This window comes from Pseudoalteromonas sp. S3260, assembly GCF_005886925.1.
GTDB lineage: Bacteria > Pseudomonadota > Gammaproteobacteria > Enterobacterales > Alteromonadaceae > Pseudoalteromonas > Pseudoalteromonas tetraodonis.
The window spans coordinates 33,960-50,847 of the sequence record NZ_PNCV01000066.1; the positions used below are offsets into that span (position 1 = coordinate 33,960).

The 16,888-nt window shown below is 40.0% G+C and carries 19 protein-coding genes; 10 read left to right on the top strand and 9 right to left on the bottom strand.

All coding sequences use genetic code 11. The features are described 5' to 3' along the window. Positions 1-21 precede the first annotated feature (21 nt). Genes CWC14_RS11735 through rpoE form a run of 4 tightly spaced genes read right to left on the bottom strand, consistent with a single transcriptional unit; the run spans position 22 to position 2,627 of the window. On the bottom strand, positions 22-471 hold the full coding sequence (locus CWC14_RS11735; RefSeq protein ID WP_010387796.1) for a SoxR reducing system RseC family protein: 450 nt from the start codon (positions 469-471) through the stop codon (positions 22-24). Continuing rightward, a complete protein-coding gene (locus tag CWC14_RS11740; RefSeq protein WP_138563068.1) occupies positions 472-1,425 on the bottom strand; it encodes a MucB/RseB C-terminal domain-containing protein in 954 nt (317 codons plus the stop codon). A 4-nt stretch (positions 1,426-1,429) separates the two neighbouring features. Then, positions 1,430-2,044, bottom strand: coding sequence for a sigma-E factor negative regulatory protein (locus tag CWC14_RS11745; protein WP_138563069.1), 615 nt, complete (start codon positions 2,042-2,044; stop codon positions 1,430-1,432). Position 2,045: 1 nt separating this feature from the next. Further along, positions 2,046-2,627: an RNA polymerase sigma factor RpoE gene (gene rpoE, locus CWC14_RS11750; RefSeq protein WP_138563078.1), complete on the bottom strand. Its 582-nt coding sequence runs from the start codon at positions 2,625-2,627 to the stop codon at positions 2,046-2,048. Between the two features lie 244 nt (positions 2,628-2,871). Here rpoE and nadB point away from each other — a divergent pair, with 244 nt between their 5' ends. Continuing rightward, entirely contained in the window at positions 2,872-4,482 is a 1,611-nt protein-coding gene (gene nadB / locus CWC14_RS11755; protein ID WP_010387791.1) for an L-aspartate oxidase, read from the top strand. Here nadB and CWC14_RS11760 read toward each other — a convergent pair. Both CWC14_RS11760 and CWC14_RS11765 read right to left on the bottom strand, forming a co-directional pair. Beyond that, positions 4,457-4,813 (bottom strand): hypothetical protein, encoded by a 357-nt coding sequence (locus CWC14_RS11760; protein ID WP_041709681.1) that lies wholly within the window; start codon positions 4,811-4,813, stop codon positions 4,457-4,459. The two genes, nadB and CWC14_RS11760, sit on opposite strands and share 26 nt — an antisense overlap. A gap of 55 nt (positions 4,814-4,868) precedes the next feature. Beyond that, the gene (locus CWC14_RS11765) at positions 4,869-5,120 is read right to left on the bottom strand and encodes an FAD assembly factor SdhE (protein ID WP_010387788.1); all 252 of its coding nucleotides are present in this window, start codon (positions 5,118-5,120) and stop codon (positions 4,869-4,871) included. Between the two features lie 150 nt (positions 5,121-5,270). On the opposite strand from CWC14_RS11765, the gene ygfZ reads away from it, so the two are divergent. Together ygfZ and CWC14_RS11775 are read left to right on the top strand one after the other, a co-directional pair. Continuing rightward, positions 5,271-6,182 carry a CAF17-like 4Fe-4S cluster assembly/insertion protein YgfZ gene (gene ygfZ / locus CWC14_RS11770; RefSeq protein WP_138563070.1) on the top strand — a complete coding sequence of 304 codons (912 nt, stop codon included), beginning with the start codon at positions 5,271-5,273 and terminating at the stop codon, positions 6,180-6,182. 11 nt (positions 6,183-6,193) lie between these two features. Beyond that, positions 6,194-6,679, top strand: coding sequence for an FKBP-type peptidyl-prolyl cis-trans isomerase (locus CWC14_RS11775; RefSeq protein ID WP_013465643.1), 486 nt, complete (start codon positions 6,194-6,196; stop codon positions 6,677-6,679). A gap of 41 nt (positions 6,680-6,720) precedes the next feature. On the opposite strand, the gene CWC14_RS11780 is transcribed toward CWC14_RS11775, so the two are convergent. Genes CWC14_RS11780 through CWC14_RS11790 form a run of 3 tightly spaced genes read right to left on the bottom strand, consistent with a single transcriptional unit; the run spans position 6,721 to position 8,413 of the window. Further along, positions 6,721-7,206, bottom strand: a complete 486-nt coding sequence (locus CWC14_RS11780) for a hypothetical protein (RefSeq protein WP_138563071.1) — start codon at positions 7,204-7,206, stop codon at positions 6,721-6,723. Positions 7,207-7,233: 27 nt separating this feature from the next. Then, entirely contained in the window at positions 7,234-8,046 is an 813-nt protein-coding gene (locus tag CWC14_RS11785) for a DUF481 domain-containing protein (protein ID WP_138563079.1), read from the bottom strand. A gap of 46 nt (positions 8,047-8,092) precedes the next feature. Further along, positions 8,093-8,413 carry an HI1450 family dsDNA-mimic protein gene (locus tag CWC14_RS11790; protein ID WP_138563072.1) on the bottom strand — a complete coding sequence of 107 codons (321 nt, stop codon included), beginning with the start codon at positions 8,411-8,413 and terminating at the stop codon, positions 8,093-8,095. Positions 8,414-8,700: 287 nt separating this feature from the next. Between CWC14_RS11790 and CWC14_RS11795 the strand changes: the two genes are divergently transcribed. From CWC14_RS11795 to CWC14_RS11825, 7 genes are all read left to right on the top strand, one after another. Beyond that, on the top strand, positions 8,701-9,492 hold the full coding sequence (locus CWC14_RS11795) for a crotonase/enoyl-CoA hydratase family protein (RefSeq protein WP_138563073.1): 792 nt from the start codon (positions 8,701-8,703) through the stop codon (positions 9,490-9,492). An 83-nt stretch (positions 9,493-9,575) separates the two neighbouring features. Further along, the gene (locus tag CWC14_RS11800) at positions 9,576-9,929 is read left to right on the top strand and encodes a CidA/LrgA family protein (protein WP_138563074.1); all 354 of its coding nucleotides are present in this window, start codon (positions 9,576-9,578) and stop codon (positions 9,927-9,929) included. Next, positions 9,922-10,653 (top strand): LrgB family protein, encoded by a 732-nt coding sequence (locus CWC14_RS11805; RefSeq protein ID WP_090495323.1) that lies wholly within the window; start codon positions 9,922-9,924, stop codon positions 10,651-10,653. The genes CWC14_RS11800 and CWC14_RS11805 overlap by 8 nt, the downstream gene beginning before the upstream one ends. A 37-nt stretch (positions 10,654-10,690) precedes the next feature. Then, a complete protein-coding gene (locus tag CWC14_RS11810) occupies positions 10,691-11,524 on the top strand; it encodes a mechanosensitive ion channel family protein (RefSeq protein ID WP_016899673.1) in 834 nt (277 codons plus the stop codon). 76 nt (positions 11,525-11,600) lie between these two features. After that, entirely contained in the window at positions 11,601-14,855 is a 3,255-nt protein-coding gene (locus CWC14_RS11815; protein ID WP_138563075.1) for an nSTAND1 domain-containing NTPase, read from the top strand. A gap of 23 nt (positions 14,856-14,878) precedes the next feature. Beyond that, entirely contained in the window at positions 14,879-15,262 is a 384-nt protein-coding gene (locus CWC14_RS11820; protein WP_138563076.1) for a DP-EP family protein, read from the top strand. Between the two features lie 328 nt (positions 15,263-15,590). After that, entirely contained in the window at positions 15,591-16,586 is a 996-nt protein-coding gene (locus CWC14_RS11825) for a sensor domain-containing diguanylate cyclase (protein WP_138563077.1), read from the top strand. Positions 16,587-16,888 lie beyond the last annotated feature (302 nt).

A 16,888-nucleotide genomic window follows, 5' to 3' on the forward strand; every position in this document is an offset into this window, starting at 1 on the left:
CAATTTTACATTTAATTGGCGTCAATCACCATCTATTTGAGTTAAAGGGAGGCTAATTGGATGAATTTTTATCACTTTAATCTCATGCCTAAGTGATTTCACCCATGTTTTAGCAATTAAGAAGCCGGTGATGCCACCCAATATCGCGGCTAAAATTTGCCAACCTTCAGCCAATAGTATCAATTCACTGGTTATTAAGGCGAAGATTAAACTCAAAAATAAGGGCAGCATGTAAACGGCAAAGGCATGTTTTACAACATGGCTGTCATCCAGTGACATAGTCACTTTTTGTCCAACTTCTAATTGCGTTTCGAATTTATAGGGTAAGGTTTTCTTTGCTGTACCAAATAACTTACTAAACACTTGAGAGCCACAACGACCATTACAGCCTTCGCAGGCCTGCTTTTGTTGGGCTTCTAAATGCGCAACGTGGCCACTAAGGGCCACGACGGTTAACGTTTGTTCTATCATCTATAATGCCCGTGAAACAGACTCAGCAATCGCTTTAGCGCTCATGGTTGGAATGTTCCCCACCACAGACACATCAAAATTTCCGCCGTTGTGCACATAAATAGTGGTTGCTCCTGAGGTGAGAGCTCCGCTTAAGCGCTTACCTGGTAGTGGCCGTTGCACAAATACTGATACCTCAACAAATCCATCAGAAAATAAATAGTAATCTGTTAATTCATTGTTTAAGTCGAGCTTATGTCTATCGGACTTGAGTAATTCAAACCCTTCAGGTAGCCATCCAATAGTCCAATTCATAGCATTCGCTTTGCTTTGTTCATCAATTGAATTAGCGGGTAATGGTGTTGGAAAATTACGATTAAGCACTTCTAATAATAAGCTTGCCGGTTGCTCAGTTACGCTAATGTGGGTAAGTTGTAATTGCTCAAGCGCTTCGCCTTGGTGATTCACATAGGCGGCTTTCAACAATAAAGACGACTCAGTATCAATCCAAATCCAATAGTTATATTTGTCATCGTTTTTAGATTCAATTCGAACCAGCTGAGCAGGACGCCCCGCAATACGGCCTTTACCACCAAGCACAAAGTCATAATGTGCACTTAAGCGGTTAATATCTTTAAATAAGACTTCTGGGATGGGGCCTGCAATCGAGTCAGTTGTTAACGAGTAAGGTTCTGATTGTGGCTCAAAGTAGGTAACTTGGTTGTCAATGCGGATCATTTCAAGGCCTGCACCATTAAGCAAACTTAAATGTTCAAGCTCTATATCACCTTGTTTAGCATGCACCCAACGGTAGGGCTCCATACTTTTACCCTTAACAACAACAAAAGAGGCGTCGAAATTACGAGTGTGAACTGCACTGGCCATTTCAAGCAGTAAATCTTTAGCAGGGTTTGTGTCATTGGCAAAAGTATTAAAACTCAGCACCAATGACATAATAAAAGTAATTACTTTCATCTAATTAGTTTTTTTCCTCTGGGGATGTTTCATCTGTTTTAGCTGTTTTTAACGAATGAGCTACACGCGCTTGACGCTGATGTTCAAGTACTAATGCGCCAATGCGTTGCTGCTGAAGCTCTCGCAAACCTTGCTCTGCGTTATCAAGTGCAGGTGCTGATGAATAACTCACTGGCGATGCCATGCCGGTTAACGGCGTGGTTTGTAATAAAGGAATTTCGTTTTGCACAGCATCTTCACCTTGCGGCAAGGTGTTCACGCCAACAATAGTAAACATTGCTACGCTCGCTGCAATCGCTAACTGCGCAACCGGCTTGCGCCAATTAAACGCCACGATTTTATTATCGGCTTCAGTATTTACCGGCTTTGCCACACTTTCAGACTGGCTAAAGTCTGCATAAACGGGCTCACTCTCAAGTGCTAACGAAATGCGATCACTAATATCAAAATCCATATTATTGTTATTTTCTTTAGCTCGCATTGCATCACCGATTAACGCGTAACGGCCAAACGTAGCAACATCATCTGATGCAATAGTTGCATCATTTAATGTTTGTTCACCGTCAAGTAATGCTGATAACGATTCGTTATCTAAGCGATTAACGTGTGCTTTTGTCATACTAAGACTCGCCTATTAATGGGTTTAATTTATTATCAATTGCTTCACGGGCACGAAAAATACGCGAACGTACCGTCCCGACTGGGCAATCCATCACCACGGCTATTTCTTCATAGCTCATACCCTCAATTTCTCTAAGAGTAATCGCGGTTTTAAGGTCTTCAGGCAAACTATCAATCGTATTAAAAATAACAGCGCGGACATCTTCGCTTAATAGTAAATTTTCAGGTGACGCGTTAGAACGCATTGAATCTGCACCTTCATAAAACTCGGCATCGTCAGCATCTATATCATTTGCTGGCGGTTTACGCCCTTGAGCCACTAAATAATTTTTAGCACAATTAACGGCGATACGGTAAAGCCAAGTATAAAAAGCACTATCACCACGAAAGTTTGGAAGGGCACGATACGCTTTAATAAACGCTTCTTGTGCTACATCAGCAATGTCACCCTGATTTGATACATAACGTGAGATCAAACCGGCTATTTTGTTCTGATACTTCTTAACTAATAGGTTAAAGGCGTTTTTATCTCCCTGCTGGACCCTTTTCACTAACGCTAAATCTAATTCCTGCTCGCTCATTCGAGCCGGTACTCCTCTGATTGATTCTTGCTTATTATTCATAGTGTCGCCATTGTTCACACCTACTCTGACCCTTAGATGAATAAAAAGTTCTGACTCATATTGTTTTTTTATAAAATAGCTACAAATTACGCGTTTATACGCTAAAACCACTTAGTAGTAGTTCAACAAATATGGTACAACTGTAAGTATTAAAAATAAATATTGCTCTATCTGAGCATTGTAACCGCAAAGTACCTCACAGATGAACCAAAATAAACATCACATTACCGATGTCGCTATTATTGGTAGCGGCGCAGCAGGCTTATCACTTGCTTTATCTTTGGCTAATTACTGTAACGTTACCGTGATCAGTAAAGGTGAATTAACCGAAGGTTCTACTCTTTATGCCCAAGGCGGAATTGCCGCTGTTTTTGATAAAAAAAATGACAGTATAGAGTCTCACGTTGAAGATACCTTAGATGCCGGCGGCGGTTTGTGTGACAGAGAAGCTGTACATTACACTGCCAGTAATGCGCATGACTGCCTACAATGGTTGATTGACCAAGGCGTGCCTTTTGATATGGAATTTGATAGTAAAGGTAAAGAGCGCTTTCATTTAACTCGTGAAGGGGGTCATAGCCATCGACGCATTTTGCATGCTGCCGATGCCACTGGCAAAGCAGTGCAAACAACGCTGATTAGCCAAGTTCAAGCGCACAGTAATATCACCTTGTTAGAGCATTATAATGCGATTGATTTAATTACTGATAAAAATATCGGTAAAACGGGGTCACATGTTCACGGTATGCATGTGTGGAATAAAAAAGCCAAAAAAGTAGAAACCATTGGTGCAAAATTTGTTGCCTTAGCAACCGGTGGCGCAAGTAAAGTATACCTTTACACCTCTAACCCTGATGTTTCTAGCGGTGATGGCATAGCAATGGCGTGGCGTGCAGGGTGTCGCGTTGCTAACATGGAATTTAATCAATTTCATCCAACCAGTCTTTACCACCCAGAATTACAAAACTTTTTAATTACTGAAGCAATGCGTGGTGAAGGGGCCTATTTAAAACGCCCTGATGGCACTCGCTTTATGAAAGAGTTTGATGAACGAGAAGAACTCGCTCCTCGCGATATTGTAGCGCGCGCTATCGACTTTGAAATGAAACGCCTTGGCGCAAATTGCGTATATTTAGATATTAGCCATAAAGACAAAGATTTTATTATTGAACACTTCCCTACTATTTACGCTAAATGCTTGAGCGTAGGGCTTGATATAACCAAAGAAGCAATCCCTGTCGTTCCTGCGGCACATTACACCTGTGGTGGCGTAATGACCGACTTTAACGGCAAAACGGATTTAGCAAATTTATACGCTGTGGGTGAAGTGGCTTATACCGGCTTACATGGTGCTAACCGCATGGCAAGTAACTCATTATTAGAGTGCATTGTATTTGCCCATGCAGCAGCAAAAGACATTTTAAGTAAAATAGAGACCGCACCCGCGCTGGTAGATTTACCTAGTTGGGATGAAAGCCGTGTATCTAATTCAGATGAAGAAATCGTGATCACCCATAACTGGCATGAGCTACGATTATTTATGTGGGATTATGTGGGGATTGTACGCTCAACCAAACGCCTTGAACGTGCGCTGCATCGTGTTGAACTGCTACAACAGGAAATACACGATTATTACGCAAACTTTAGAGTGAGTAATAACTTACTTGAGTTACGTAATTTGGTGCAAGTTGCCGAGCTTATAATTAGAAGCGCTATGGAACGTAAAGAAAGTCGTGGACTACACTTTACTATTGATTATCCAGAGCAAAATGAGAACCCAACGCCCACTATTTTGACTCCGCTACGTAATTAATTGCTTCAAGCGTTGCCCGTTTTAAGCGCGCATAGCTTTGCTCATCAACACTATTGGCTGAGATAATCAGCCAATAGTTTTTACTAAAGCCATTAATATACAGCCACACACTCTGACCAAGTAACCGGCTTTGCTTACTAATTACCCCTTGAATTTGCCTGCCTGATCCTTCAAAACGAAATTGATTCGGCTCTAAGAGTATAATGCCTTGCTGTGGTTGAGCAGCCACGATTTTTCGCCAAACAATAATGCCAGCAAGTGTATTAAGTGCAATACAAAAAAGAGTTGCCACCACCGAGTTCATAAATAGGCACAACACTAGAGTCAGCACACAAAAAAAGACCACAATCGGTTTGTGGTCTGTTTTATTATCTGTAACGGTAAATCTATACACGAACTCGGTCTAAAATTAGCTGAACCATGCTGTTTAGCTCTGCGTCTTTACATTCTTCATGGCCCATAAACCAAGCGAATAAATCTGGGTCTTCTTGGGTTAATAGACGCTGAAAAATCGCTTGCTGTTTAGCATCTAACGAATCATAAGCTTCTTCAACAAACGGCATAAACAAAACATCTAGCTCTAACATGCCACGGCGACAAGCCCAACGGATACGTGCTTTACTATGTATTTCAACCATTTTAAACCTCATATTTAATTAACTCGAGTTTACCAAATACGCGTTAATTTAACAGCACTAAGTTATAAAAACATCGTCTGTTAGTCGCTGTACCATACGCTTTAACTACGTTATTATGTGACCTCATTTGTTATTGCAAAGAAGGTGTTTATGTCTCAGGTTTATGCATGTCCTTTATCACATCAGATTATTAGCCTCTCAGGCACAGATAAATTATCTTACCTACACGGACAAATCACTCAAGATCTCAATAAAATCAACAACAACAACTTTTTGTGGACAGGTCACTGTAGCGCAAAAGGTAAGCTGTGGGGTGTATTTAAGCTATTTTCTTATCAACAAAGTTACTTTTTAGCTGGTTCAAGTGCTGAAGTAGAATGCTCACTGGCTGAGTTAAAAAAATACGCTGTATTTGCAAAAGTTGAAATTAATAAAGCATCAGAGCGATTAATTGGTCTACTTGGCGATAACTTAACAGACATACTCGTACAACTCGATATTCACTTCATCGATGACGCAACGGCTTGTGACTTCGCTCACGGTAAAGCCCTTAAACTTGCATCAAACCGCGTTTTATTGATGGTTGATAGCCAATTTTGCTTACCTGATGAAGTATCTACCCTCGACAACGACGCTATGTGGCAACAAGCGTCTATACTCGCTGGTGAACCGCAATTAAGTGTCGATGCGATTGATGAATACGTACCGCAAATGGTTAATCTGCAAGCCATTAACGGCATTAGCTTTAAAAAGGGTTGCTACACAGGCCAAGAAACCGTTGCACGTATGAAGTACCTAGGCAAAAACAAACGTGCTATGTATATCGTTTCTGGGCAAAGTGAAGGATTGCTCGATGCACCCGATATCGAAACCCAGTTAGGTGAAAACTGGCGCCGCGCAGGTAAACTTATTGCGCAAAGCTATAATGAACAAACACAGACTTTAACTGGTTTGGTCGTGTTGCCAAACGATACTGATATCGATCAGACTCTTCGTGCAAAACACACCCCTTCGGTAGAGCTAAACATTCTGCCTCTACCTTACTCTCTTGAAGATGAATAATAGGAATGACTATGATCGTTGCAGCAAATAAAGTGGTAAAAATGCATTACTCTGTTTTAGATAATGACGGCAATACCATTGATAACTCATTTGGCGGTGAGCCATTAATTTTTATCGTTGGTACAGGTTACCTTATCTCAGGACTTGAAAACGCGCTGCAAGGCAAGCAAGCTGGCGATACACTAAGTGTAAAAGTTGAACCTGAAGAAGGTTACGGTGAACGTCATGATCACTTAATGCAAGCCGTGCCAAAATCAATGTTTGAAGGCATGGACATTGAAGTGGGCATGCAATTTCGTGCAACCACCGATGACGGCGACCAGTCAGTCATGATCATCGATATTCAAGACGAAGAAGTGATTGTTGATGGTAACAACCCACTCGCTGGTATTACGCTCAATTTTGATGTAGAGATTTTAGAAGTACGCGATGCAACAGCCGAAGAGCTTGAGCATGGCCACGTACATGGTGAAGGCGGTTGTGGTCACGACCACTAAACCCTAATCCAGTAATAAAAAAAGCGCCTCAGGCGCTTTTTTTATAGCATATTATTATGCGTACGTAATTTAACTTGAGGCTCTGCTACTGGCATTTCAACTGGGGTTATTTTATCTTCAAGCGCAGCAACTAATCCTGCTTGGTCATTCGTGCCTAAGCGGTATTGGCTGCCATCTTTAAGCGTTAATTGCACGGCACTAAAGCCTGATACTGAATAAATCCAACCATCATGTGTAATGCGAATACCAATACCGTGACGGTATGAGTTTTGTACTGCTTTTACGTCAACTATGTCCTCTAGTGCTAATTTTTGACCTGCAACACCAGGGCCAAATGCCCAGCTAATATGGGCTTCATCAACTTTAATGGTTAAACCATGAAATAAAAAACCCACCAGCAATAAAATACCGGCAAATACCATTAACGGCACATCGGCACCCATTAAATTCCATGCAAGCGCAACAAACCCACCTATCCATGCCAATACTACAAATATAAATACCGCATACTGCTTATGCTGATACATAACACTCTCTATTAAAAAGTTAAAAAATTAAAAACTGTACACTAAGGTGGCACTGAGCTCTGAATCGTATTTAAGCTTATCTTCTTCAGGCTTAGAATTATAACGATACATATAAGCAAACTTTAGTGATACCGCGCCAACCACTTGGCTAATTAAGGCGGTTTCTGACTTTAACCGTGAGTTAAGCCCAGATAAAGACTGCTCTATACTGATATCTTGATTAAATCGGGTACGCTTAGATACCAACCTCTCCCACTGCATTGCAATACGAAGTAAATAACCCATTTTGTCTTTATCGTCTTCAAGTGCTGTTGACTCATCATCAGCAACTGAGCGGTATAGACCTGGGCCTATATCTATATCTACCTTATTTTTAACCCCTTGATAAACACGTGCGCCATAACCGGTTGCTACCGTACTTTTAAAATCAAGGCCGCTAAATTGATCTTCTTCATAATCCCCGTAAATAAAGAAAGACGAGTTTTTAACGCCTATTTTATAGTTACCCTGTGCAGAGAAAAACACCCGATTAGCAGTAACATCCGACTGGCCCGTTTCTTCGTTTTCGTCACGTTTGTACAAAGAGTCTATTTTGAATTGATTTCGCCAGTTTTCAAAATCTTGATAAAGGTTCCCTTTAAGCTTAAAACTGGTTGAGTTGGTATTACCTTTACTTAAAATAAAACCAAATTCGGTATCACCATACAATACTTCGCCTTTGTGTAACTCATGAATTTCTTCATCAGAGAGCTCCCCATACTCATGAAAATCTTCAAAGGGATCAACTGCCCAGCTAAAGCAGCTAAATAATAAAAGCAGTAATACAAAGGAGTTTCGCAAAATACGTTCTCTTACATATGGCAATAACAAAAAAGCAGAGAAATGGTTATTCACTTTCTTTCCACAAAATATGACAAAAAGGCGCATCTTTATCACGGCTAATTAAAATTTTCGCAAATAATACGTCTTCGTTATCAAACTCAAGGCCAACTAATACTTGAATAAAATGCTCAGGCTCTATTTCTAGTGCAACAAAGTCTTGCCACTGTTCATCGGGCTCATCTTCTTCAACAAAGCCTAGTTCTTCACGGTGTAGGTTAAATTCTTCAATATCTTTGTCGCTTAAATTATTGGGAGCCAGCTCTAAAAAAATATCATAAGCTTGATGAGTTGCTTCTTCTACCGTAAATAAACGTGGACCTGACATGAATGGTTAACCTCTGAGCTTTTAAGTGGCAATCATAATATCAAAAGTTGCTAGGGTTTTGATAAAAAAAACACGTTAAATACTGGCTTTTTACTTTTACCTAATACTTATAGATATTGTTGGATGGGTTTGTATTAAGGTCTGCTGACCTTTTAAATTAAATTTTCCTTTAAAGGGAATAGACCGCAATTGCATTAAAAAATTCACTTTGTTTTTATTCATCTTCATCCACTTTACTTAACATCAATAAAAACATAAGCTCAAACAACAGGTCAGAGGAGTGCATAATGATAAAATTAGAAAAAAAACAGGGTATTGCCACTGTTACATTAAATCGTGTAGAAAAACAAAATGCCTTAAGCTTTGCTATGTTTGTTGAGCTTAACAAGGTGATTAAAAATATAAAAAGAGATGCCAGTATTCGTGCGGTTGTATTAACCGGTGAAGGCGAACACTTTTGTGCGGGACTCGATATTAACGCGGTTATGGCCTCACCATTCAATATCATAAAGCTCCTATTCAAATGGCTACCTGGTAATCAAAACCTAGCGCAAAAGGTCGTACTGGGCTGGCAGTCATTGAGTGTGCCTGTAATTGCAAAAATAAACGGAAATTGCCTTGGGGGTGGATTGCAAATAGCACTGGGTGCCGATTACCGGATTGTTCACCACGATGCCAAACTCGCCATTATGGAAGCGCGCTGGGGGTTATGCCCAGACATGGGCGCTAATGTTATGCTTTCAGGCTTAGTAAAACGCGACCAAGCACTTTGCCTAGCAAGCCATGCCGAACCAATAAACGCACAAGACGCTTTTGAACTCGGTTTAGTAACAAAAACAACCGACGATACCGATAAAGCAACTAAAGAGATGCTTGATACACTGCTAGCGCGCTCACCTGACACATTAGCCGCAATAAAGCGTGTGACTCAACAAAGCTATAAAGCCCCTGCTCGAAAAATACTCGCTAAAGAAACATGGAGCCAAATTCGCTTACTGATCAACCCTAATACTAAAAAAGCCATTGCTAAAGCTAAAGGGAAAGCTGATATTGAGTTTACAAACGCCAAGCGCTGGTAACATTGATGGTAATACTAAGGCACAATGCATAAAACAGCGTTATTTGTTAAAGTTAGGCTCTTCTATTCTAGTGAGCCAAATTAATGAAATACCTACTAAGTAGCGCAATTATTTTATTGTGCTTGGCAACAAGCAAATTCACTATGCATCTTCTTGATGCAAGTTTTCCTGCTCCTCTACTCGCCATGGTTTTGCTGCTAACGTTACTGTTATTGGGCATAGTTAAAGAACATCAACTCGCTCCCTGCGCATCACCTATTTTGAATGTAATGCCTATTTTCTTTATTCCTGCAGGCGTCGGTTTTATAGAACATTTAGGGCTAATTAAATCACATTGGCCTTTCTTAACTGCGGTCGTCTTATTAGTCCCACTCAGTAGTTTAATTTTAGTGGCAAGCCTAGTGGGCTATTTTAAAGGCAGAGCTAATAATGACTAACTTAACCACCAGCATAACCCCCAGCCTATGGTGGTTAACCGTGCCATTTATTATTATTCTCTTTATTGCACTAAGAGCGGTTAATCTTAAAATAAATCAGACTATTTTAAAGTCATTAACCAACCCTGTTTTTTTAAGCATTGGCATTATTGCCCTACTGTTAGTCAACCTTAAATTACCCTATTCACAATTTGCCTCACATAGTCAGTTACTAAGTTGGCTATTAGAGCCGGCCATTGTTGCTTTAGCCTTGCCGCTTTATCAGCAATTTATGCACGTACGTAAAAACTTACTATTAATTGTCGCTACTTGCAGTATAGGTATTGTTAACGCCACACTAGTGGCTTTTGTATTAAGTATTTTGTTTGCTGTGCCCTCACAACTGAGCGCCTCTGTTGCGGCACTCAGTGTAACAACGCCTATCACACTGCTGGTTACTGACTCATTAGGAGGAATTAGTTCGCTTGCCGCTGCCATGGTTATTTTTATTGGTTTATTGGGGGCTTTGTTTGGCTTTATGTTACTCAAATTAGTTAAGATTTATAACTTTGAGGCACAAGGAATTGCAATCGGTACCGCGTGCCATGCAATTGGTACGGCGGCAGCTATTGCCGAACACCCAAAAATAGGCGCATTTTCATCAGTGGCTATGGCACTCAGTGCATTATTAACCGCAGTGATAGTACCACTATTATATCCAATTTTAGTTAACACTTTGTTATAGTAAGCAGATAACAGTATCGCTAAAAATAGAGCCCAGCATGATCAGTTCCGAAATTCAGCAATTTGAAAAGTACTACGCCCTACTTACCGAGTATTTAGTTACCTACAGTATGCAAATAGTGGGCGCTATTTTTATTCTACTCGTTGGCCTGTGGGTCGCTAAAAAGCTCGCCGAAGTTGTCGCAAACTTAATGACCCGCCATAACATTGATATCACCCTGACTAATTTTGTCAGTAATGTTGTAAAAGTACTGCTGATCATTATGGTGATCATTATTGCGCTTGGTAAAATTGGCATTAGTGTGACCCCATTTGTAGCTGCAATAGGTGCCGCCTCATTAGGCGCAGGCTTAGCGTTACAAGGTATGCTTTCTAATTATGGCGCAGGGCTTGCTATTATTGCTACGCGGCCATTTGTGGTTGGCGATACCATAGAAGTAAAAGGCGTTAGTGGCCAAGTAAAAGTAATTGAGCTGGGGCACACCATATTAATTAATGAAGAAAAAGTAGAAATAACCATTCCTAACAAACATATTGTTGGCGAAATTCTGCATAACTCATTTAATTATTCACTGGTAAAAGGTGAAATAGACATAGCCTACAGTGCCTGTAGTGATACTGCGATAAGCCTTATTGAAAACGTATTAGTCAATCATGAACTCGTAGCTAAACACCCAAATGCACAAATTGGTATAGAACGTTTTGCTGATAGCGGCGTCACCATTAGTTATCGTTATTGGGTGCCCACCACTAAAATTATTGAAACTAAACTCGCAATAAATGGCGGTGTGTATAAAGCGATTAACGATGCCAATATTGAAATTCCGTTTCCACAACGCATTGTTACGCTTAATAAAAGCGACCTAAAATAAATAAAAACCTTAATATGATTTTAAATCATATTAAATTAATTAAGCGTGCTTACAAATAAAATAATAACGAGTCCTTATGCATCAATCACCTTTTTATCTAGGCGACTGGCAGGTAACACCTGCCAGCAATTGTATACAATGTGCTGAAAAAGTAACGCAATTAGAACCTAAAGCAATGGATGTATTATTATATCTTTGCTTACAAAAAGGCGATATGGTCACCAGCGACGAATTACTCAATCAGTGCTGGCAAAACATTGAAGTAGGCGATAACCCACTGCATAAAACCATCACACAACTGCGAAAAGCACTGGGTGATAAGGCAAGCTCCCCGCTATACATAGAAACCATTCGCAAACGCGGCTACCGTATTATTGCAAAACTTGAGTTTCCATTTGCAGAAGATACATCAAGCTCTATAAACACGTGGCAAGGCGGTTCTCCTTTTTTAGGTTTAAGCCCGTATAACCCAACCGATACCCATTTATTTTTTGGTCGTAACCAAGCCATCACCACCTTACTCGAAAACGTATCAAACCAAGTAACATTGCAGCGCGCATTTTGTTTAATTCTTGGCCCTAGTGGCACGGGTAAATCATCATTAGTTAATGCGGGTATATTGCCAAAACTACTCGACGAGCGAGGCTATAACGGCATTAGAGTGATGTCGTACACCCAACTCGACTTTGCAGATGTGCATCAAACTAGGCTGTATTTAGATTTAGCCTCTGCCATGCTTGATTGGGATATAAACCAACACCCCGTATTTGAAGGATTAAGCTCGCAAACACTGGCGCAGCAATTAGAGCACACAATTGACGAAGTGATAAACACGTTACAAACTGCAATCAGTAAGGCAAATACAAAACTAAACACACCGCAGTTTTTTTTGTTTATAGACCGCTTAGAGGTGCTGCTTTCATCGCCACTATTTAGTCCCAACACCCGAAGTCATTTTTTATCGATTATTGAACGTTTAGCCACCTCTAAAGCGGTGATCGTATTTAGTGCGTGTCGTAACGACTTTTACCCTTTAGTGGTAGAGCAACCCAGCCTTATGGCCGCAAAAGCGAATGGCGCCCATTATGATTTAACCCCTCCCAACCGCCAGGAACTACAACAAATTATTCGCTTGCCGGCATTAACCGCTAATTTAACGTTCTCACACGACCCGCAAACCAAAACTCCGCTGGATGAAATACTGTGTGCAGATACCGCCAACAATCCTGATGCCCTGCCCATGCTGCAATACACACTGCAAGAGCTGTATTTACAGCGCAGTGAAAATAATGAGTTATTGCACAGCGTGTATGAAAAACTCGGCGGTATTGAAGGCGCTATTGGTAAAAAGGCAGAAGATGTTTTTATTGGGCTGAGCGCAAAACAACAACAGCAACTAAAAAGCGTATTATCGCAGTTAGTGACGCTAAACCCAGATGGTAAAACCATTACTAGCCGTGCGGCCCGCTTACAAGCATTAACCAACACCAGCCAAAAAGAGCTTGTACAAGCCATGGTCGACAGTCGCTTATTTGTATCGCACTTACAAAACCAAGAAGCCTGCTTTAGCCTTGCCCACGAGGCATTATTACGCCAATGGCCACGTGCTAAACAGTGGATAAACGATCATAAAGATGCCCTTGCTATTAAAAGCCGTTTGCACCACCACACGCAACAGTGGCTTAATGAACATAAAAGTAGCGCTTACCTATTAGCGCCGGGTAAACCACTGCAAGAAGCCGTTACCTTATTAAACGACAATATATTCAAACTAGACAATGACGAACGCGCCCTTATAAATAACTCTCTCAAAAATAGTAAAACAAAAACAATAATAAAACGCGGCACGATCGCACTGCTTTGCTTACTTACCTGTGTTGCCCTATTCATGAGCTTCACTAGTTTTCAAGCGCAGCAACTTGCACAGCAAAAGCGCCAAGAAGCCGAAAGCCTACTTGGCTTTATGGTCGGTGACTTTGCCGATAAACTGCGCAGCGTTAAGCGTATGGATTTGCTCGATGGAATTAGTAATAAAGCACTTGAGTATTTTACCAATCAAGTCGAGGAGCCAAGCTCACTATTTAACTTTAGTAATCAACAAGCCGAATTTAAAAGTCGCTTTCAGTACGCACAAACTTTGGAAGCCATGGGGGAAGTGGCCTATTCGCGCGGTAAAACCATTGAGGCCTTCACCGCCTTTGAAAACGCCCGCACTCGCCTTGAAGCATTATTAAAAATCCAACCAAACAACTTAGAGTTACTCACGCTTGCCGGTGCCAATGCTTTTTGGCTCGGTCAGCTTCATTATGATAAAAGCGATTACGCAGCCACTGAGCCATTATTTAAAAAATATCATGCCTACAGTGAGAAAATGTATTCATTAGCACCGAATGATTTTAACTCGATTATGGAGCTATCGTATTCGCATAATTCGCTGGGCTCTTTGTATTTAAAGCAATTTAACTACACTGCAGCGAAACAAAGCTTTACAAAATCGCTGGCCCTTAAAAACAAAGCGCTTAAGCTTAAACCCAATAATAAAAACTTATTGCGCGATAAAGCAGATACCATCAGCTGGCTTGCTAAAACCGAAGAAGGGCTCGGTGATTTTAATGCCGCGCTAACCATGTATGTAAATGCCTCAAGTGAATTGTCAAATATGCTATTGAATTATCCCGATGATGCAAGTTTATCAAGCAGTTTAGCTTATACTTATATTCAGCAAAGCTATCTTTTAAGTTATTTACCCAATAGACAAGCTGCCTACGAAAAAGCACAGCAAGCCACTAATACAATTAATAACGCTATATTGCAGGATCCTAAAAGTAAGTACTTTCAAGATTCATACTATCGCTTTTTAGCCTACCAATTGATGCTTTCAGCCGATAAAAATATTAATGAACAAGTAAATGAAATTATTAAATTTGTCAAAAATCAATACTTCGACAATAAATTTATTATAAATACACAAGTAAGCCTTATACACTATTTTATTGATAGGCTGTCACAGCACAAAGCACAGGAGTTATTAATTGCGCTGGAGAGTGATACAAACTATCAAGAGTACATAGCTAATCAAATGAAAATTGGCGATAACATAATACCGATACGGGTTAATTTACTTAAAGCTAAGTTAAGTACAACCAGCAAGCAGCGAGAACAGTTTTGCTTAAATGCGCTTCAAGCCATTATTAAAACAGCAGAAAAAGATCAAAGTGTTCGTATCACATACCCGCTGGTACAGGTGTACACTTGCTTAAATCGAGCTGACGAAATCCCCAAAATAAAAGCAAATCTAGTAAAACTAGGCATTACTAATTTCAAACTATGACTATGAATAAAAAAGGAAATAATATGAATAACACTCAAGAACTAATTCACTTTACAGTTAACATTGTACTAGGCAGTGACGACGAAGCTAACTTTACATACTCTATAGATGGTAAAGAAGTGACTGGCGGCGGAGTTGTAAGAACCGAGACTGCGGGCATTTATAGTTTAGATGAAACCACAATTGAAAATGGATTTTTATTTACTGGCGCGACTATTACTGATGTCGATAAAGAAACGCCTTGCGCCCAAAACTTCAGCTTTAAAGTAAGCGATAATGGCCGCAAAATTACTATTATCGATACCGATGAAAACCCAGGTACTGCCTGTTTGATATTTAATGTTGAGTGCAACGGCACAGCCTATGAAAGCACTGATCCGCAAGTTGAAAATAGAGATGAAAATTAATTAACAACGATTAATTATTGATTTTTAAATTGCACAGGGCTGATTTATTCCTTTGCAATTTTATAAGCCAAACACTTTAACGTTTACACATACCAAGCAGCATCATTAATAACTATCCTTTATTACTAATTTATAATAAAAACCTCAACTTTCAATTGCTGAGTAACTAATTTTCACCTTGCATAGGTTACTTGAAACCTGTGCAAACATGGTTTTTATCATTAAATATCAGAAAGTTAAAAACAGAAGGTTACCGAAAGGTTTAATTGCACTTTTTTAAGTAAATTTGTAGACATCAAAAACGTCTGTACCATGCTAAGGCTAAAACGTGTCTAAACAAATTAATAACAAAGAAACTGCAGCAATTAAAAATGATAAAGCGCTCTCCTTCGATTGTGCTTCATCGAGCCCTTTTTTAAATGCTCAATTTAGTGCTTTAATTGAATTGTTTAATGGCACTGCTGAAGGAATATTTGTAATTAATGAACAAGGTGATTTTGAGTTTGTTAATCCAAAAGCTGCGCAATTGTTTGGTCACTCACAGCAGTCATTGATTGGTGATAATTTATTAACATTTTTAAACGATGCCGACCTTGAAAAGTATAAGCAAACCCTATCGAATTGGATTAGCATTAAAGATACAGCGCTAAGCTATGGCCCTAATGAAGTTACAATTAATAAAGCCAATGGCGATGTGATTGAAGCCGACCTATCAATCTCAAGCATGCCTAAAAGTCTCGCATCGGCGCAAAAGTTGTACGTGTGTATACTTCACGATCTTAGTACCCATAAAGCCATGTACAACCGTTTAAAAGTACAGGCCTCAACCGATCATTTAACTGGGCTTGCTAACCGTTTAGCTTTAGATGAGTCATTAAAAAAATATTGGCAAGAGAGTATTCAAAGCCAACAACCTCTAACCAGCATATTGATTGATGTTGACCACTTTAAAAAATTCAACGATACCTATGGGCATATTAAAGGCGATAAATGCTTACAGAAAATAGCAAAAATGCTATTACAATGCATTCCATCTAGAGAGTGTTTAGCTGCTAGGTATGGCGGTGAAGAGTTTGCAATTATTTTACCCCGTTGCGATATAAAAACCGCCACGGTTGTGGCCAACCATATACAACAACAAATTGCACAAATGAGCTTTACCGACATAGGCTTGCCGCCAGAGGTTAAAATTACGGTAAGCCAAGGAATTGCCAGTGAAAATAATAACCAGTACCGCAACTACGAGGCGCTGTTATATGCCGCAGACACGGCTTTATACCGAGCAAAAACAGAAGGTAGAAATAAAATAAGTACGATTATTTAAAGTTTAAATTAAAGGCCTTTTCATGATGCTATATCTATATTAAACGCCACTTCATGGAGGTGGCGTTTAGTTAAATAACAGCTGATTAAACTAGGGTCTGTTGACCTTTACGGATTAAGATTCGTTCAAACTAGGGGCTATTTAATCGCGGCGCGAGGTTTGTAACCTAGTGGGCTAAGTAAAAACCGAGCAAAGCTTCCGCGTCCTGCTCACGCCCCTTACCTACATCCATGTAGGCAACAAAGAGTAAATCGCCCCTAGGCAGAACCCGAAGGGCAGCGCCTGTTTGGCATTGATGCTGC

Coding starts and splice junctions, on each gene's coding strand:
- CWC14_RS11775 (WP_013465643.1), top strand. CDS start 6,194: ATGATCGTTGCAGCAAATAAAGTGGTAAAAATGCATTACTCTGTTTTA.
- nadB (WP_010387791.1), top strand. CDS start 2,872: ATGAACCAAAATAAACATCACATTACCGATGTCGCTATTATTGGTAGC.
- CWC14_RS11765 (WP_010387788.1), bottom strand. CDS start 5,120: ATGGTTGAAATACATAGTAAAGCACGTATCCGTTGGGCTTGTCGCCGT.
- CWC14_RS11815 (WP_138563075.1), top strand. CDS start 11,601: ATGCATCAATCACCTTTTTATCTAGGCGACTGGCAGGTAACACCTGCC.
- CWC14_RS11740 (WP_138563068.1), bottom strand. CDS start 1,425: ATGAAAGTAATTACTTTTATTATGTCATTGGTGCTGAGTTTTAATACT.
- ygfZ (WP_138563070.1), top strand. CDS start 5,271: ATGTCTCAGGTTTATGCATGTCCTTTATCACATCAGATTATTAGCCTC.
- rpoE (WP_138563078.1), bottom strand. CDS start 2,627: ATGAGCGAGCAGGAATTAGATTTAGCGTTAGTGAAAAGGGTCCAGCAG.
- CWC14_RS11795 (WP_138563073.1), top strand. CDS start 8,701: ATGATAAAATTAGAAAAAAAACAGGGTATTGCCACTGTTACATTAAAT.
- CWC14_RS11820 (WP_138563076.1), top strand. CDS start 14,879: ATGAATAACACTCAAGAACTAATTCACTTTACAGTTAACATTGTACTA.
- CWC14_RS11790 (WP_138563072.1), bottom strand. CDS start 8,413: ATGTCAGGTCCACGTTTATTTACGGTAGAAGAAGCAACTCATCAAGCT.
- CWC14_RS11735 (WP_010387796.1), bottom strand. CDS start 471: ATGATAGAACAAACGTTAACCGTCGTGGCCCTTAGTGGCCACGTTGCG.
- CWC14_RS11805 (WP_090495323.1), top strand. CDS start 9,922: ATGACTAACTTAACCACCAGCATAACCCCCAGCCTATGGTGGTTAACC.
- CWC14_RS11745 (WP_138563069.1), bottom strand. CDS start 2,044: ATGACAAAAGCACACGTTAATCGCTTAGATAACGAATCGTTATCAGCA.
- CWC14_RS11800 (WP_138563074.1), top strand. CDS start 9,576: ATGAAATACCTACTAAGTAGCGCAATTATTTTATTGTGCTTGGCAACA.
- CWC14_RS11810 (WP_016899673.1), top strand. CDS start 10,691: ATGATCAGTTCCGAAATTCAGCAATTTGAAAAGTACTACGCCCTACTT.
- CWC14_RS11780 (WP_138563071.1), bottom strand. CDS start 7,206: ATGTATCAGCATAAGCAGTATGCGGTATTTATATTTGTAGTATTGGCA.